The sequence below is a fragment of the Curtobacterium sp. MCJR17_043 genome (genome assembly GCF_003224315.2).
Taxonomy (GTDB): Bacteria; Actinomycetota; Actinomycetes; order Actinomycetales; family Microbacteriaceae; genus Curtobacterium.
Window position 1 is genome coordinate 3,058,301 of record NZ_CP126259.1, and the last position, 16,007, is coordinate 3,074,307.

General features: G+C 73.0%; 14 protein-coding genes and 3 pseudogenes. 8 read left to right on the forward strand and 9 right to left on the reverse strand.

The genetic code is table 11. The annotated features are described in order from the left end of the window. Window positions 1-2: 2 nt before the first annotated feature. The gene (locus tag DEJ15_RS15905) at window positions 3-827 is read right to left on the reverse strand and encodes an NmrA family NAD(P)-binding protein (RefSeq protein ID WP_110825935.1); all 825 of its coding nucleotides are present in this window, start codon (window positions 825-827) and stop codon (window positions 3-5) included. Window positions 828-920: 93 nt separating this feature from the next. On the opposite strand from DEJ15_RS15905, the gene DEJ15_RS15910 reads away from it, so the two are divergent. Beyond that, window positions 921-1,703 carry a TetR/AcrR family transcriptional regulator gene (locus DEJ15_RS15910; RefSeq protein WP_284175260.1) on the forward strand — a complete coding sequence of 261 codons (783 nt, stop codon included), beginning with the start codon at window positions 921-923 and terminating at the stop codon, window positions 1,701-1,703. Between the two features lie 33 nt (window positions 1,704-1,736). Here DEJ15_RS15910 and DEJ15_RS15915 read toward each other — a convergent pair whose 3' ends face one another. After that, window positions 1,737-2,294 (reverse strand): LacI family DNA-binding transcriptional regulator, encoded by a 558-nt coding sequence (locus DEJ15_RS15915; RefSeq protein ID WP_284175261.1) that lies wholly within the window; start codon window positions 2,292-2,294, stop codon window positions 1,737-1,739. Window positions 2,295-3,079: 785 nt separating this feature from the next. On the opposite strand from DEJ15_RS15915, the pseudogene DEJ15_RS15920 reads away from it, so the two are divergent. From DEJ15_RS15920 to DEJ15_RS15930, 4 genes and pseudogenes are all read left to right on the forward strand, one after another. Next, window positions 3,080-3,232, forward strand: a pseudogene (locus tag DEJ15_RS15920) (hypothetical protein); the annotation flags it as partial. A 397-nt stretch (window positions 3,233-3,629) separates the two neighbouring features. Beyond that, window positions 3,630-3,719, forward strand: a pseudogene (locus DEJ15_RS19775) (hypothetical protein); the annotation flags it as partial. A gap of 94 nt (window positions 3,720-3,813) precedes the next feature. Continuing rightward, complete coding sequence (locus tag DEJ15_RS15925; protein ID WP_284176242.1) at window positions 3,814-4,686, forward strand: glycoside hydrolase family 2 TIM barrel-domain containing protein; 873 nt, start codon at window positions 3,814-3,816, stop codon at window positions 4,684-4,686. A 68-nt stretch (window positions 4,687-4,754) separates the two neighbouring features. Further along, on the forward strand, window positions 4,755-5,300 hold the full coding sequence (locus DEJ15_RS15930; protein WP_146232900.1) for a hypothetical protein: 546 nt from the start codon (window positions 4,755-4,757) through the stop codon (window positions 5,298-5,300). A 145-nt stretch (window positions 5,301-5,445) separates the two neighbouring features. On the opposite strand, the gene DEJ15_RS15935 is transcribed toward DEJ15_RS15930, so the two are convergent. The 6 genes from DEJ15_RS15935 to DEJ15_RS15960 form a co-directional block, all read right to left on the reverse strand. Then, on the reverse strand, window positions 5,446-6,240 hold the full coding sequence (locus DEJ15_RS15935; RefSeq protein ID WP_284175262.1) for a hypothetical protein: 795 nt from the start codon (window positions 6,238-6,240) through the stop codon (window positions 5,446-5,448). 711 nt (window positions 6,241-6,951) lie between these two features. Then, on the reverse strand, window positions 6,952-7,947 hold the full coding sequence (locus DEJ15_RS15940) for a hydroxymethylglutaryl-CoA synthase (protein ID WP_284175263.1): 996 nt from the start codon (window positions 7,945-7,947) through the stop codon (window positions 6,952-6,954). Window positions 7,948-8,121: 174 nt separating this feature from the next. Then, complete coding sequence (locus tag DEJ15_RS15945) at window positions 8,122-9,186, reverse strand: hydroxymethylglutaryl-coenzyme A reductase family protein (RefSeq protein ID WP_110825927.1); 1,065 nt, start codon at window positions 9,184-9,186, stop codon at window positions 8,122-8,124. Next, the gene (locus tag DEJ15_RS15950) at window positions 9,183-10,262 is read right to left on the reverse strand and encodes a phosphomevalonate kinase (protein WP_110825926.1); all 1,080 of its coding nucleotides are present in this window, start codon (window positions 10,260-10,262) and stop codon (window positions 9,183-9,185) included. The genes DEJ15_RS15945 and DEJ15_RS15950 overlap by 4 nt, the downstream gene beginning before the upstream one ends. Further along, window positions 10,259-11,260 carry a diphosphomevalonate decarboxylase gene (gene mvaD / locus DEJ15_RS15955; RefSeq protein ID WP_284175264.1) on the reverse strand — a complete coding sequence of 334 codons (1,002 nt, stop codon included), beginning with the start codon at window positions 11,258-11,260 and terminating at the stop codon, window positions 10,259-10,261. The genes DEJ15_RS15950 and mvaD overlap by 4 nt, the downstream gene beginning before the upstream one ends. Before the next feature lie 61 nt (window positions 11,261-11,321). Further along, entirely contained in the window at window positions 11,322-12,281 is a 960-nt protein-coding gene (locus tag DEJ15_RS15960; protein WP_284175265.1) for a GHMP family kinase ATP-binding protein, read from the reverse strand. A gap of 136 nt (window positions 12,282-12,417) precedes the next feature. On the opposite strand from DEJ15_RS15960, the gene DEJ15_RS15965 reads away from it, so the two are divergent. From DEJ15_RS15965 to DEJ15_RS15975, 3 genes and pseudogenes are all read left to right on the forward strand, one after another. Further along, a complete protein-coding gene (locus tag DEJ15_RS15965) occupies window positions 12,418-12,870 on the forward strand; it encodes a MarR family winged helix-turn-helix transcriptional regulator (protein WP_181419616.1) in 453 nt (150 codons plus the stop codon). Between the two features lie 67 nt (window positions 12,871-12,937). Then, window positions 12,938-13,360 (forward strand): organic hydroperoxide resistance protein, encoded by a 423-nt coding sequence (locus DEJ15_RS15970; protein ID WP_110825923.1) that lies wholly within the window; start codon window positions 12,938-12,940, stop codon window positions 13,358-13,360. An 18-nt stretch (window positions 13,361-13,378) separates the two neighbouring features. Then, window positions 13,379-14,354: pseudogene (locus tag DEJ15_RS15975) on the forward strand (zinc-binding dehydrogenase). Window positions 14,355-14,426: 72 nt separating this feature from the next. Here the strand turns inward: DEJ15_RS15975 and DEJ15_RS15980 are convergent. Then, a complete protein-coding gene (locus DEJ15_RS15980) occupies window positions 14,427-15,836 on the reverse strand; it encodes a sugar porter family MFS transporter (protein ID WP_284175266.1) in 1,410 nt (469 codons plus the stop codon). Window positions 15,837-16,007: the final 171 nt, after the last annotated feature.

The following is a 16,007-nucleotide window of genomic DNA, read 5'->3' on the forward strand; positions in this document are numbered from 1 at the left end:
CGTCAGGCCGCCACCATCCGCGCGAGCAGGTCGCGGAGCAGCGGGTCCGTGCCCGCGAACCGGCCCTGCGCCGCCGCCTGGTACATGCCGAGCAGGAAGCGCACCATGCGCTCGTCCTGTCCGCCGGCGACCGCGCGGGCGACCCACTCGTCCTCGTCCACGACCTCGAAGCGCACCGGCGTACCGGACACCGCTGCGGCGGTGCGCGCCAGGTCCTCGAACGTCGGTGCCTCGCTCGCCGTGAGCGTCACCGGGCCGTCGAGGGGTTCCGCCGCGAGGAGGATCTGCGCGGCGGCCTCGGCGGCGTCCTCGCGGGCGGTCCAGGACACCGGCCCGTCGGCCGGTACCGACACGACACCCGTGGCCTGCCACGGTCCGGTCATCCACTGGATGCTGTGCGCGTAGAAGCCGTTCCGCAGCGAGGTCCACGGCAGCCCGGACGCGGCGAGCATGTCCTCGGTCGCGGCGTGGTGCCGGGCCGGCAGGAACGGCGAGCCGGCACCGGCTCCCTGGTGGCTCGTGTAGAGGACCCGTCCGACCCCGGCTGCCACCGCGGCGTCGACCGCGTTGCGGTGCTGGCCGATCGTGTCGCCGGCAGGGTCGTTCGACGAGACGAGCAGGAGCTGGTCGGCACCGGCGAAGGCGGACCGCAGTCCGTCGGGGTCGTCGTAGTCGCCCTGCCGGACGGTGACGCCCTGCTCGGCGAACCGTGCGGCTCGGGCCGGGTCACGGGTGACGACGGTGACCTCCGATGCGGGCAGCCACTCGAGCAGGTGGTCGGTCGTCGCGCCGTTCAGGGCGCCGGTCGCTCCGGTGACGGTGATCATCGATGCCTCCTTCGTGCTAACGGTGGTAACAGAACGAACGTACCACCGGAAACACAGCGGTAGCAAGGAGTCGTTATCGTTGATCCATGCCCGATGCCCCCCGTGCCCCGCGCCGACGTCCGCGACCGGATCGTGACCGCCGCCGCGGAACTCCTGCGCCGGGACGGAGCGGCCGGTGTCACGACCCGGGCGGTGTCGGACCGCGCGCACGTGCAACCGCCGACGATCTACCGCCTGTTCGGCGACAAGGACGGCCTGCTCGACGCCGTCGCGGAACACGCGATGACCGAGTTCGGTCGGACGAAGGCCGATGCCGTCCACGCAGCCGCCGAGCACGAGGTCGACCCCGTCGCCGACCTCCGCACGGGTTGGGACCTGACGATCGGCTTCGGGCTCGACAACCCCGACCTCTTCGTCATCATGAGCGACCCGCGACGGGGCAACGGGTCACCGGCCGTCGCCGCGGGGCTCCGCCTGCTCGAGGACCGTCTTCGCCGCGTCGCAGCGGCCGGGAGGCTCGCGGTCCGCGAGCGCGACGCCGTCCGGCTCCTGCACGCGGCCGGCACGGGCGCCGTGCTCACCCTCCTCGAGGAGCCCGAGGGCGAGCGGGACCCCGCCCTCGCCGACGCCGCGTTCGCGGCCGTCATGACGCAGATCTGCACGCCCGACCCGAGCGGGGCGGCGCCGGACGGGCCGTCCGCGACCCGGACGGCCGCGCTCACCCTCCGGTCGGTCGCGCCGGACCTCACGGCCCTGTCCCCGGCCGAACGGTCGGTCCTCGCCGAGTGGCTGGACCGCGTCGTCGACCACGAGGGCGAGCCCGGCCACCGTGGCCGACGCGGAGAGCAGGGCGGATCCGGCCACGACGAGGACTGAGCACCTCCCGGTCTACTCGGGTGGGGCCTCCCGTCAGTCGACGGACCCGTCCGGGTAGGGCGCGCTCTCCCCGACCAGGATCCGGTGCCCGACGGTCACGGCACGCCCCTCGCCCGGCCGACCGGCGATGCGCTCCTGCAACCGGTCGAGTGCCGCCTCGGCGAGCGCGACGGTGTCCGGCGCGACCGAGGTCAGACTCGGCACCAGGCTCGCGGCGAGGCCGATGGCGTCCCACCCGACGACGGCGACGTCGCGCGGCGCCTCGAGCCCGCGCAACCGCATCGCACGGAGGGCGCCGACCGCGGCGAGGTCGTCCCGGCAGAGCAGCCCGTCGATCGAGAGGCCGTGGTCGAGCGCGCGTCCGAAGGCCTGCTCGGCCCCGCGGGCGTCGCCGACTTCGCGCGGCACGCACAGCGACGGGTCGAACGGCAGGCCGGCAGCGGCCAGGCCGTCGCGGTACCCCTCCATGCGGAAGGCCGAGGTGCGGGACTGCTCGCCCACCTCGTGCCCGAGGAACCCGATGCGGCGTCGCCCGAGTGCGGCGAGGTGCGCGACGGCCTCGGACGCGGCCAGGACGTTGTCGATGGCCACGAGGTCGCCGCCCGGGGGGTCGGACGTCCTCGCCCAAGAACACGACGGCGGTGTCCCCGCGCGCCCGGTCGATCTCGACCGGTGTGAGGACCTGGGGGGTGGATGACGACGCCGTCGACGACGCCCGCCTCACGCCCACGGACGGCGGAGAGCTCGCCGCCCGGCGCTCCGGCGGTCTCCTCGAGCAGGAGCTGGTACCCGCGGTCGGCGCACACGCGGGAGAACACGTGCGCGAGCTCGGCGAAGTACGGACGGCGGAGGTCGGGGAAGGCGAACGCGAGCATGTTCGTCCGTCCGGTGGCGAGGCTCCGCCCGGAGACGTTCGGCCGGTACCCGAGCTCGTCGACGGACCGCTGCACGCGCTCCCGCATGGCGTCGCTGACGTGCCGGTACCCGCGGACCACGTTGGACACGGTCTTCATCGAGACGCCGGCGTGCTCCGCGACGTCCTGCAGCGTGACCTGGCCCACGCGCTCACCGTACCGTTGACGCTGCGTTTACAGCGCTGTAAATTGCTCGACCATGAGCACCGTCGCTTCCCCGGTCCCCGTCGACGTCACCGACCTCCCCCCTCGCGAGTCGTCAGGACGGCCGGTACCCCCGACCGCAGATGCTCCGCCGCGACTGGACGGACCTCAGCGGCACCTGGTCCTTCCGGTACGACGACGACGACTCCGGAGCGGACTCGGGATGGGCCACGGGCCTCCCGGCCCCCCCGCGCGATCACGGTGCCGTTCCCGCCAGAGTCCCCGGCGTCCGGGATCGGCGACCCGGGGTTCCACCCCGTGGTCTGGTACGCGCGGACGATCGGCCGCGCCGAACTCGAGGCAGCCGGCCACGGCACCGCACGCCCCCGCCTGGTGCTGCACTTCGGCGCCGTCGACCACCGCGCGCAGGTGTGGATCGACGGCCGGTTCGTCGGCGAGCACGAGGGCGGGCACACGCCGTTCTCGTTCGACGTCACCGCGCTGCTGACCGACGGCGCCGACGGCGTGACCGACCACCTGCTCGTCGTCCGCGCCGAGGACGACCCCGCCGACGTCACCCTCCCCCCGCGGCAAGCAGGACTGGCACGAGGACGCGCACGCCATCTGGTACCGCCGCACCACCGGCATCTGGCAGCCGGTCTGGCTGGAGGCCGTGCCGCGCACCGCGATCAGCTCCCTCCGGTGGTCGCCGGCGGGGCCCACGGCGACCGCGTTGACAGTCCGGTTCCGGGGCCGCGTGCCGGCCGGATCGCGGCTGCGGGTCGCCCTGCGGTTCGACGAACGGGACGAGGACCTCGGGACCACCGACTGGGACGCCACCGCGAGCCGGCCGACCCTCGACGTGACGGTGCCGGTCGCACGGCAGCGCAACGGCCAGGCCGAGGACGAGCTGACCTGGTCGCCCGAGCACCCACGCCTGGTCGACGCCGTGCTCACCCTCGTGGACCAGGACGGCCACGTGCTCGACGCGGTGTCGAGCTACCTCGGCATGCGGAGCGTCGGCGTCGGCGGTGGCCGGTTCCTGCTCAACCGTGCGCCGTACCCGGTGCGCAGCGTGCTCGACCAGGCGTTCTGGCCGGAGTCGCACCTGGCCGCACCGCACCCGCTCGCCCACCGCCAGGAGGTCGAACTCATCAAGGCCCTGGGGTTCAACGCCGCACGGATGCACCAGAAGATCGAGGACCCGCGGTTCCTGCACTGGGCGGACCGCCTCGGCCTCATGGTGTGGGGCGAGGCACCGGCCGCGTACGAGTTCTCCCCCCACCGCCGTCCGCCGTCTCACCGCGGAGTGGACCGCGGCCGTGGAACGGGACGCCTCGCACCCGTCCATCGTCACCTGGGTCCCGTTCAACGAGTCGTGGGGCATCCAGCACGTCGTGTCCGACCCGGCGCAGCAGGCGTACTCCCGCGCCCTCGTCGACCTGACGCGCGCGCTCGACCCATCCCGCCCCGTGATCGGGAACGACGGCTGGGAGCAGCAGGACACCGACATCGTGACGATCCACGACTACGAGGGCGACGGTGCGGTGCTGGCGCGCACCTACGCGGACGACGCAGCCCGCACCCGTGCCCTCGAAGGACTCGCCCCGTCCGGCCACCCACAGTTCGTCGGCGGGGCCGTGGACCAGGGGCAGCCGGTGATGCTCACCGAGTTCGGCGGGGTGCGCCACCAGTCGGGCGGGCGCCGGGAGGAGGGCTGGGGCTACACGACCGCCACCGACGGCGACGACTGGGTCGAGCGCATCACCGCGCTGCACGACGCCGTCCGCGCCAGCACCTTCCTCGCCGGCTCGTGCTGGACGCAGCTGACGGACACGATGCAGGAGGCGAACGGGCTGCTGAACGCCGACCGGTCACCGAAGGTCCCCGTCGAGCAGATCCGCCGGGCCGTCACCGGGCAGTGACCCCGTCGGGGTGCACCTCCGACCCACTCCGGTGATGTGTAGAGTGTTGCGCCGCGAGGAGGGTGGCGGTGCGAGCAACGAGCGGGACCGGACGAGCGGCGTTCGCCGACGAGTCGAAGGCGCGCGACTACCTGCTCGCAGCGACGCTCCTCGAACCCGGGGACGTCGGAGCAGCCCGGAACCTGGTCCGGTCGCTCGTCCTGCCGGGGCAGCACCGCCTCCACATGGCGAAGGAGAGCGACGGGCGTCGTCGCATGATCCTGGACGCAATCGCGAGCATCCCGTCCTCGACGACCATCCACCGCGCTCCGAAGGACGGCCGGTCCGAGGTCGACCGTCGAGCGGCGTGCCTCCGAGCACTGGTGATCGACCTCACGCGATCCGGCTGTTCAGGGCTGTGTCTGGAGCGTGACGAGACCCTGGAGCGCCGGGATCGCCGACAGATCATCGATACCTTGCACCAGCAGGGAGCGCAGCTGCGGCACCGGCACGCCACCGCTCGCGAGGAGCCCCTCCTCGCCCTGCCCGATGCGCTCGCCTCGGCATGGGCGAAGGGCGGGGACTGGAGGCGCCGGGTGACCCACCTGGTCGACTGCCGGACCGTCGCGCGGTGACGCCCGGGAAGACGCGAGACCCGAGCGCCACAACCGTCCGGATGGGTCTCGGGTCCACTTCTCGGAGCTCAACGCAACGAGCACACCCATGCTACCAGGCGGGACATGTCACACGCCAGCGGCCCTGCCGCCCCACCCCGCCGCCTCACCCCGTTAGGTCCTTCGCGAGCATGAGCTCCGCGGACCGCACGGACGCCGTCTCCGCGGGCGTGAGCTCCCGCCCCTGGACCTCGGCGTCCCGGATCGCGATGAGCAGGTCGTAGGTGCGCACCTGGAGACCGCCTCGCCGTCTGCGTGCGCGCAGGTCGAGGCGGCGGGCGATGCGGGCGAGACGGATGCGGTGTCCGCGGAGCCGGGCCTCCCGGGCCCATCGCCGGACGGTCATCGACGCCATCGCGGCGACCATGAGCACGATCCCCAGGTAGAACGGCGGGTCGAACGCGGTCCGGAGGACGTCGCGGAGCAGCACCGGCCCGAGCACGAAGTGGTCGGCCGTCAGGGACGCGATCTCCTCGACGCTCGCGATCGCGACGAGGGACAGCCCCACCCGGAACACGACGAGCGCCCCGCGGCTGCCGAGCACTCCGCGGGCGAGGGTGGTGGCGGTGATCGCGGCGACACACGCCATGTAGATGCACGCGTACAGCCAGGTGGCGGTCTGGTCGATCTCGTCCACGATGAAGGTGAAGACGGTGTCCCCGCGGTCCCGGATGAACAGGAACGGCACCGTGAAGGACACGAGCATCGCCACCAGGGCGAGCGGGTGCGCCAGTGCCGGACGCCGGTCGACGTCACGCACGCTGCCGCGGAACAGCAACCAGAACGCCGTCGTCGCGCAGAGGTTCTGCACGAGGTTCACGACGTTGGTGCCGCCGAGCAGCGCGTCCAGGTCCCGCTGCGGGACGACCGCGCCGAGCGTCAGCAACCCGAGCGCGCCCACCCCGGTGGCCGCCCAGCTCGCTCGCCCGTGCGGGTTCCGTCCGATCGAGGGCGCGCGGATCGCGAAGCTCGCCGCGGCACACCAGAACGCCAGGGCGTGCAGGACCCCCCACTAGCCGTAGGTCCGCTCGTCCGCCCCCCACGGTGCCGGACAGGAGGACCGTGGCCAGTTCGTACGCGAAGGTCTCGGCGAACTCCTCGTCGTCACCCTGCAGGGACGAACCCGCGGGTGCGGGGAGCGTGTGCTGGACGTCGTCGACCGAGCGGTGGCAGACGGTGCCGCCGGCGGACCACGCGGCGAAGTCGAGCTGGGTCCGCGGGACCGGCACGCCGGTGTCCCCGCGCACGAGGTGGCCGAGTTCGTGCAGGACGCAGTGCATCCGGTAGAGCGGCGTCGACCCCGGCGGCAGCAGCACGAGCGCCGCGTCGGGCGACTGGGACACGAGCGCGGTCAGGGCGCCCCAGCTCGGGCCGCGGACGTCCACGACGCGGATCGGCTTGCCGATCCGTGCGGCGACGGCGTCGACCACGTGACGGAGGCGGGGCGCGTTCGGGAGCACCGCGACGACGTCGCGGATCGCCCCGGCACTGACAGCGTCCACACCGCAAGCCTAGGGCGTGGGTGCGGGTCCGATCCGGGAGGCACGACCCCTCTCCGAGGGACGCTCACGTCGGGCCGGGGTCGGGTCAGGTCGGTGTGCGGCCGGCCGGCTCAGGCGCCGGTCGCCTCGTAGTGCCGCGCACCGCCGGTGACCCCGGCGAAGCGGAACGGCCCCGCGGTGACGCGCGGACGCTCGACGTCGTCGCTCGTCGCGGCACCGGCGGCGTGCAGCTCCCGGTACGCCTCGACGGACAGCGGGACCCGTGCCGCGAGCAGCTCGGCGACGCGTCCGGTCCGGCGGTGGTCGCGGTACTCCGGCCGGACGACGCCGGTCATGAGCTCACCGACGCTGCCGGAGCCGTAGCTGAACATGCCGATGCGGGCGCCGGCCAGGTCGTCGTCCAGGTCGAGCAGCGCGCCGAGGGCGATCCAGAGCGACGCCGTGTACGTGTTGCCGGTCTGACGGTTGTACGTGAACCCGACGGCGAGCTCGGTCTCCTCGAACGGGACGTCGACGTGCTGTGCGAGCTTCCGGTGCGCCTTGATCGCCATCTTCGTGAACGGCTGGTGGTGCACGAAGCGGTCGATCGCCTCGATGCCGGGGCCACCGCGCGCGGCGAGGTCGTCCCAGGCCCCGATGAAGGCGTCGACGTACGCGGTGACCGACAGCCGCCCGTCCACCAGCGCGGTGGAGCGGTCGTTCGGGCGCCAGAAGTCGTCGACGTCGGCGGTGAACAGACCGGACTGCGGCTCGAGCTCGACCAGGTCCGGGTCGGCGGCGATGAGCATCGCGACCGCGCCGGCGCCCTGCGTGGGCTCCGCGGCCGTCTCGACGTCGTAGCGGGCGACGTCGGCGGCGATCACGAGCACGCGTTCACCCGGGTCCCGCGCGATGATGCCGAGGGCCATCTGCACCGCGGCGGTCCCGCCGTAGCAGGCCTGCTTCAGCTCGACGACACGGACGTTGGTCGGCAGACCGAGCAGCCCGTGCACGAACACCCCGGCGGCCTTGGACTGGTCGATGCCGGACTCGGTCGCGAAGAGCACCGTGCGGATGCCCTCCACGCCGTGACGGTCGAGGACCTCCTTCGCGGCGGCGGCGCCCATGGTGACGATGTCCTCGTCGGGGGGCGGGCACGCTGAAGGCGTCCTGACCGATGCCGACGTGGTACTTCGCCGGGTCGACGCCCGTGGTGGCAGCGAGGTCGTCGAGGTCGAGCACGTGGTGGCCGGTGGCGATCGCGAGGTCGTGGATGCCCACGGTGAGCGGCTGTTGCGTGGTCATGCCGACGCTCCTTCCGGTCGGTGGCCGCGTCGCTCCATGGCGACGTGTGCGGCCATGAGCTCGCCCGGGTTCGTCTGGGCGGCGAGCAGTGAGAGTTCACCGCAGAGCACGGTGGCGGCGCAGAGCGCGGCGAGGCGTCGGGCGTTGGCGCCGGGCTCGCGGTCCTCCCGGCAGCCGAGTCGCACGAGGGCGTCCTCGACGACGGGCAGGTCGTTGCCCTTGCCGTTGCCGACCGTGCCGACGATGAGGTGCGGGAGCGAGCACGAGAAGTACAGGTCGTCGCCTCGGGCCTGGGCGAGCGTGATGCCCTGGGAGCCCTCGACGATGTTCGCCGCGTCCTGCCCGGTGGCGAGGTAGAACCCGAGCAGCATGTTCGCGTAGTGCGCGTTCGCGGAGCGCAGTGCCCCGGCGATCGTCGACCCGACCAGGTTCTTCGCCGTGTTGAGCTCGACGATCCGTTCGGTGGAGGACCGCAGGCGCTTCTCGACGACCTCGCCCGGGATGACGATCTCGGCGATGGTGTTCCGGCCGCGGCCCCGGATGCCGTTCACCGCGGTGGCCTTCTTGTCCGAGCAGAAGTTGCCCGAGATCGACACGTACCGCAGCTCGGGCTCCCAGGCCAGGATCGCCGGCAGGAGCGTGTCCGCGGCCTGCGTGACCATGTTGTGACCGGAGGCGTCGCCCGTGGTGAAGGCGAAACGCAGGAAGAGCAGGTCACCGACGATCTCCGGGTGCACCTCGATGAGCTTCGCGAAGCGGCTCTGCCCGGTGACGATGGTCTCGAGGTCGCCCTGGCGGGCGAGGATCCGTCCGGCGGCCATGTGCGCGGCGGCGGCACTGGAGGCGCGGACGACCACCGAGCGGGTCATCCGCTCGTCGACGACGGTCGAGACGATGCCGCCCTCGACCATGCGCGAGATCCGTGCGCCGCGTCCGACGGACGGCCAGAGCGGGGACTCGTACGTCGCGAGGGGCACCTCGTGCTCGCCCTCGACGGCGTTGCCGCTGACGCGGATCGGTCCGACCCACTTCGTGGGGATCGGGGTCTGCAGGTCGGTCATCGCGTGGTCCCTTCCTCGGGTTGCACCGCGACGCTGAGGTGCCTGATGTCGTGTGCCTCCCAGGTGCGGAGGATGTCGGCGGGGTCGCTGTCGGCGGGGACGAGCGCGATCCCGCAGTCGCCGCCACCGGCCCCGGACGGCTTCGCGGCGCCACCGGCTGCCTCGACGACGTCGCAGAGCGTCGCGAGGCGCGGCGTCTCGATCTGCGAGCCGACGGACGTCCCGAGGTCCTGCAGCAGGCCGCGGGCGCGCCGGAGTGCGCCGAGCGTGCGCTCGGCGTCCCCGGTCCGGAGGCCCGTGGTCAGGTCGTCGACGCAGGCGCGGCTGGCGTCGAGGAACGCCGCGTAGTCACCGTCGCGGTGTCGACGCACGACGCCGACGAGCTTCGTCGTGGACGCCGGTGACCCGGTCCAGCCGACGAGGAGCCGCAGGTCGGTCGGGGCGGGCAGGTGCTCGACGTCGAAACCGGTCCAGGCGTCGTCGTCGTCGAGGATCGACGAGACTGTCCGCTCGTCGAGCAGGCCGGCCAGGACCTCGCGGTCGGGCGCGCTGTAGCGGAGCCATCCGCCGAAGGTGCTCGCCGCGAGGTCGCCGCCGGAGGCGCGGGGTGCCACGCGGATTGTCGCGAGCAGCGCCACCATGAAGCGTCGGCGCTGCGACAGGCCGAGGCCGTAGAAGCGGTCGAGGGCGCCGACGGTCGCGACGGTCACCGCGGCCGACGAGCCGAGCCCGAACTTCCGGCCGCTGGCGTCGTCGAGCTGGCTCGCGATGCGCAGGTCGTGGAACCGCGGCGCGATCCCGAGCTCGGCGCGGAGCTTCTCGACGAGGTCGATCGTCGCCATGACGTAGTCGTAGGGGTGGTGCTCGCGGTCCAGTGCGAGGCCGTCCTCGGCACGGGTCCACGTCAGCGGGAGGTTGCCGTACTCCTCGGAGTGCACGCTGCCGGCCTCGTGCCCCTCGGAGACGCGGGCGGTGATCGCACGGTCGAGGGCGATCAGCACGGACGGCTGACCCGGCTCGACGACGGCGTACTCGCCCGCCACGAACAGCTTGCCGTGGGCTCGGAACTCGGTCACGCGGTGGTCTCCTCTGCTCGGGGGGTGGTCCCCCGGGCGTTCGGAGCCGACCAGGTGAGCGGCTGGTCCGGTGCCGGACTCGATGACCGCGCCGAACCCGTCCAGGGACGCGGCCACGCGGGCACGGTCCCCCCGGCCGGCAGAGCACGACGACGTTCGGGCCGGCGTCGGCGGTGGCGTAGGCCTCGAGGCCGTCGGCCCGCAGCGCGGCGACGGCGTCGAAGACCGCGACGCTGCGGCTGTTCAGGTAGCGGATCGGGGGGGAAGGCGCCCTCGATGGTGGCGTGCATGCGGAGCGCGTTGCTCTCGGTCAGCTCGCCGATGCGGGTGAAGTCGCCGGCCGCGCACGCGGCGAGCATGTCCTGGACGGTCTCGGTCGTGGAGGTCACCCAGGCCGGGTAGAACGGCGACGTCGCGATCGTCCGGCGCATGGCCTCGCGCGAGCCGATCTCCTTCGGGCCGTCGTCGATCGTCACGACCACCATCGCCATCGGCGGCGCGGGGATCGTCTCGGCGAAGGACCCCTCGTCGTCGCCCGCGTGCCAGACCGCGACCCCGCCGGGGATCGACCGCGTGGCCGAGCCCGAACCGCGGCGGGCGAGCCGGGAGAGGTCCCGCGACGACAGGTCGAGGCCGTACGCGCTCGCGGCGGCGACGGCGAGGGCGGCGAAGCCCGATGCGCTCGAGGCCAGTCCGGCGCCCGTGGGCACGGTGTTCTCCGAGACGACGGCGGCGCGGGCGTCCGAGCCGGACAGGTCACGGACGAGGTCGAGGAAGCGCTCGACCCGCACCAGCGCACCGTCGTCGACGACGCGACCGTTCAGGGTCAACGTGTCACGCGCCTCCCGGTCGGCGTCGAGCGTGACGGAGGTCGTGGTGGGGAAGACGTCGAGGCCCATCGAGACGCTGCCCGTGGCGGGCAGCGCGAGGTCGGCGTCCGCCTTGCCCCAGTACTTCACGAGCGCGATGTTGGGGTGCGCGACGGCGGTTGCGGTCATCAGGCACGGGCTCCGATCGAGGTGGTCCAGGTGGCGGCGGCGCCCGCGTCGCGCAGTGCGGTCACGATGCGGGTGGCGTGCTCGTCGTCGGCGGCGAGGGCCAGGACGCATCCGCCCCGTCCCCCCGCCGGTGAGCTTCGCGCCGAGGGCGTCCGCGCTGCGTGCGGCGCCGACGAGCCGATCGAGGTCCCCGCTCGACACGTCGAGGGTGGTGAGCAGTTCGTGCGCGGCGTCCATGGTGGCACCGAGGGCCTGGGCGTCGCCGTCGACGAGCGTCCCCCCGCGCTGCCCGGGCGAGGTCCCCGATGCGCTGCACGACGGCGTCGACCACCTCGGGGGGCGCGGTCGTGGCGTTCCCGGACGGCCGCGACGGCCTCGCGCGTGTGTCCGGGGACACCGGTGTCGGCGACGACGAAGACGAAGCGCCCGGTGAGTTGCACCGGCTCGATGACGTCGTGCTCGAACCAGACGGGCTCGTCGGCGACGACCCCCCCGGGCGTCGAGTCCGGACGGGCGCCCGTGGGCGACGCGCTCGCACGCCTGGATGAGGTCGTGGTGGGTGGCGCGGTCGAGCACGACCCCCCAGGGCGTCGGCGACCGCGGCGGTCACGGCCGCGGCGACGGCGGCGCTCGACCCCATCCCGCGGGCGGTGGGCACCTGGCTGTCGACCCGGACGTGGAACGCGGTGTCCACGGCGTGCGGGTACCCGAGGTCGGCGAGGTGGCGGAGCGTCGCGGTGACGGCGGTCGTCGTGGGCAGCACGGCGGCCGGCGCGAGGCCGAACGGCCCCGTGTGGACGGAGGATTCCAGCACGTGCTCCGCCCCGGACGAGTGCGTCGCCGGCAGGGGCGTCGCGGTGGCCGTCACGCGGACGTCGGTCACCGGCAGCACGAGCGCGGGTGCGCCGTAGACCACGGCGTGCTCGCCGATCAGGATCGTCTTGCCGTGGGACACCGATGAGCCGACTCGCGGGATCGCTGTGGTCGTCGTCGGTGCGGTGGCGGGGTGGTTGCTGGTCATCGTCGGTCCGGCCAGCCTAACCGGACCCGACGACGGACGTCCGTCCGGTGCGCTCTCGGCGGACGGATGCCGTGTGTCGGCTGGACGTCGTCCCGATCAGGTTGTGCACAACCCGGTCGCGTGCAACAGTGACGTCATGCCGGTGACCGACGAGATGGTGTGCTTCTCCCTCTACGCAGCGACCCGGGCGACGACCCAGGCGTACCGCGCGCTGCTCGAGCCGTGGGGCCTGACCTACCCGCAGTACCTCGTGCTCGTGACGCTGTGGGTCGAGGGCGACCAGACCGTGTCGAGCCTCGGCGACCACCTGCAGCTCGACTCCGGGACCCTCTCGCCGCTCCTCAAGCGCATGGAGCAGGGCGACCTCGTCCGTCGCGAGCGCCGCAGTGACGACGAGCGCGTGGTCACCGTGACGACCGGCGAGCGCGGCCGGTCCCTCCGCGCCGAACTCGCGCACGTCCCCGCCCGCGTCGCCGCCGGCACCGGGCTGCCCGACGAGCAGTCCGCCGCCGACCTCATCGCGACGCTGCAGCGCCTCACCGAGACGATGCACCGCGCGGCGGCCACCGCGGCCCCGCTGACCCGCTGACCTCGGTCCCCACTGACCTCGGTCCCCACTGACCAGACAGACCCCACGAAGGAAGGAAGGACACCACATGGACGTCCTCTACACCGCAGAAGCCCTGTCCACCGGCGAAGGCCGCAACGGCAAGGTCCAGACCAGCGACGGCTCGTTCGAGCTGGACATGGCGATCCCGAAGGAGATGGGCGGCTCCGGCGCCGGCACGAACCCCGAGCAGCTCTTCGCCGCCGGCTACGCCGCGTGCTTCCACTCCGCACTGCAGGGCGTCGCCCGCGCGCAGAAGGTCAAGGTCACCGACTCGTCCGTCGGCGGCCGCGTCCAGATCGGCCCGAACGGCCAGGGCGGATACCAGCTCGCCGTCGTGCTCGAGGTCGTCATCCCGGACATGGAGCACGACCAGGCCCAGGCCCTCGCGGACGCCGCCCACCAGGTGTGCCCGTACTCGAACGCGACGCGCGGCAACATCGACGTCACGATCACGGTCTCGGAGGACTGAACCGTGGCAGACCAGACCATGCGCGCCGTCGTCCACCCGGAGTTCGGCGAGCCCGCCGACGTCCTGACCGTCGAGCGGCGCCCCGTCCCCACCCCGGGCGCCGGCCAGGTGCTCGTCCGGACCGTGCTCTCCCCGATCCACAACCACGACCTGTGGACGATCCGCGGCACGTACGGCTTCAAGCCGGAGCTGCCCGCGCCGTCCGGCACCGAGGCGCTCGGCGTCGTCGAGGCCCTCGGCGAGGGCGTCACGCACCTGTCCGTCGGCCAGCGCGTGGCCGGTGGCACCTTCGGCGTCTGGGCGGAGTACTACGTCGCCGACGCCGCCGGGCTGATCCCCGTGCCGGACGCGATGCCCGACGAGTCCGCCGCCCAGCTCGTGTCGATGCCGTTCAGCGCGATCAGCCTGCTGCACTCGCTCGACCTGCACGAGGGCGACTGGCTCATCCAGAACGCCGCGAACGGCGCGGTCGGCCGCATGGTCGCCCAGCTCGGTGCCGCCCGCGGCATCAACGTCATCGGCCTCGTCCGCCGTGCCGAGGGCGTCGAGGAGATGCGCGCCCAGGGCATCGAGCGGATCGTCGCGACCGACACCGAGGACTGGCAGGACCAGGTCTCGGCCATCACCGGCGGCGCCCCGATCCGCGCCGGCGTCGAGTCGGTCGGCGGGAAGGCCGCGGGCGACATCGCGTCCGTGCTCGGTGACGAGGCGACCCTCGTCGTCTTCGGCGCGATGGCCTCCCCCCACGCTCGAGATCCCGTCCGGCAAGGTCATCTTCGGCCAGCTCACCGTGAAGGGCTTCTGGGGCAGTGTGGTCAGCCGGACCATGCCCGCGGAGACGAAGCAGGAGCTGTTCGGCGAGCTCATCAGCCGCGTACTCGACGGGTCGCTGACGCTCCCCGTGTCCGAGACCTTCGCGTTCGAGGACGCCCGCGACGCCGCCCGTGCGAGCGACACCGCCGGCCGCGTCGGCAAGGTGCTCCTGCGCCCGTAGCCCGACCGGAGACACACGGGAGGCCCGTCACCAGCCGGTGACGGGCCTCCCGTGTGTCCGCCGTCGCGTCGGTCAGCGGCGCCCCGCCGCGTCGACGGTGAAGAGGCTGCCCGAGGCGACGCCCTCCTCGACCTGCTCGAGGGTGCGGCCGCGCGTCTCGGGCACGAACCGCCAGATGAACAGCAGCGCCAGGATCCCGACGACCCCGAAGCCGAAGAACGTGCCGGTGATGCCCGTCGCCGCGACGACGGACGGGAACCACAGCCCGACGAGCGCGGTCGCGATCCAGAGGCAGAACACCGCGATGCCCATGCCGAGGGCCCGGATCTGCGTCGGGAACACCTCCGACAGCACGACCCACACCGCGATGTTGAGGAACGTCTGCATCGAGCCGACGAACGCGACGACGAGGACCAGGATCACCCACGGTCGCGCCGGGTTGCCCGCCGGCAGGGCGACCGAGGCGGTGCCGATGAGGAAGTGGCACACCGTCGTCAGGGAGAAGCCGAGCAGCAGCGTCGTCCGCCGGTCGATCCGCTCCATGTTCGCGATCGCGATGACGCCACCGACCACCGCGATGACCCCCGGGGCGATGGTCGCGATGAGCGCGGCTGATGCCTTGAACCCGGACTCGATGAGGACGGACTGGCCGTAGTACATGATCGAGTTGATCCCGGTGAGCTGCTGCGCGACCCCGAGTCCGGCGCCGACCAGCACGATCCGGACGAGCCACTTGTTCCGGAGCAGGACGGTCCACCCGCTCTCCCGCTGCTCCTGCGCCTCGTGCTCGTGCGCGCGGCGGATGTCCGCGAGTTCGGCCTCGGCACGGTCCGCCGACCGCACCTGCCGCAGGACGGCGAGCGCCGCGTCGTCACGGCCGTGCGTCGCGAGCCACCGGGGCGACTCCGGCACGCGGAGCATCCCGACGAACAGGGCGACGGCGGGGAGTGCGCAGACGGCGAGCATGATCCGCCAGACCCCGTCGCCCTCACCCCAGAGGCTGGCGATGACGGCGTTCACGACGAACGCGGCGAGCTGCCCGATGACGATCATGAGCTCGTTGCGACCGGACAGCGACCCGCGGATCTCGTACGGAGCGAGCTCGGCGAGGAACACCGGCACGACCGTCGAGGCACCGCCCACCGCGAGGCCGAGCAGCACGCGGCCGACGACGATCACGCCGAACGACGGGGCGGCGACGCACACGAGCGTCCCGACGAAGAACAGCACCGACAGGAGGATGATGGTCCGCCGTCGACCCCAGGCGTCGGCGACCCGTCCCCCGAACACCGCGCCGACTGCCGCGCCGAAGGCCAGCGAACTCGTGACGACACCCACCGTGACGTCCGTCAGGCCGAGCTCCTGCCGCATCGGCAGGAGCGCGCCGTTCACCACCCCGGTGTCGTACCCGAAGAGCAGACCGCCGAAGGTCGCGACGAGCGCCAGCAGCCCGAGGCGGCGGCGGTGCGGTCCGGTGCCCACCGGGGGGGAGCCCGGCCTCGTGTGCTGTGGATCGGGTGTCGACCATGCGGTGTGTCCTTCGTCCGTGATCGCGAGCGGGGGTCCGGCAGGGACCGGCGCGGCCCACCGTCCCGGGACGGCTCCCGGCGGGCCACCTGTGATCTTCCCACCGCCGCGCAGGTCCGACGCGCA

Coding starts and splice junctions, on each gene's coding strand:
- DEJ15_RS15940 (WP_284175263.1), bottom strand. CDS start 7,947: ATGGGCGCCGCCGCCGCGAAGGAGGTCCTCGACCGTCACGGCGTGGAG.
- DEJ15_RS15905 (WP_110825935.1), bottom strand. CDS start 827: ATGATCACCGTCACCGGAGCGACCGGCGCCCTGAACGGCGCGACGACC.
- DEJ15_RS15965 (WP_181419616.1), top strand. CDS start 12,418: ATGCCGGTGACCGACGAGATGGTGTGCTTCTCCCTCTACGCAGCGACC.
- DEJ15_RS15910 (WP_284175260.1), top strand. CDS start 921: ATGCCCCCCGTGCCCCGCGCCGACGTCCGCGACCGGATCGTGACCGCC.
- DEJ15_RS15960 (WP_284175265.1), bottom strand. CDS start 12,281: ATGACCAGCAACCACCCCGCCACCGCACCGACGACGACCACAGCGATC.
- mvaD (WP_284175264.1), bottom strand. CDS start 11,260: ATGACCGCAACCGCCGTCGCGCACCCCAACATCGCGCTCGTGAAGTAC.
- DEJ15_RS15970 (WP_110825923.1), top strand. CDS start 12,938: ATGGACGTCCTCTACACCGCAGAAGCCCTGTCCACCGGCGAAGGCCGC.
- DEJ15_RS15945 (WP_110825927.1), bottom strand. CDS start 9,186: ATGACCGACCTGCAGACCCCGATCCCCACGAAGTGGGTCGGACCGATC.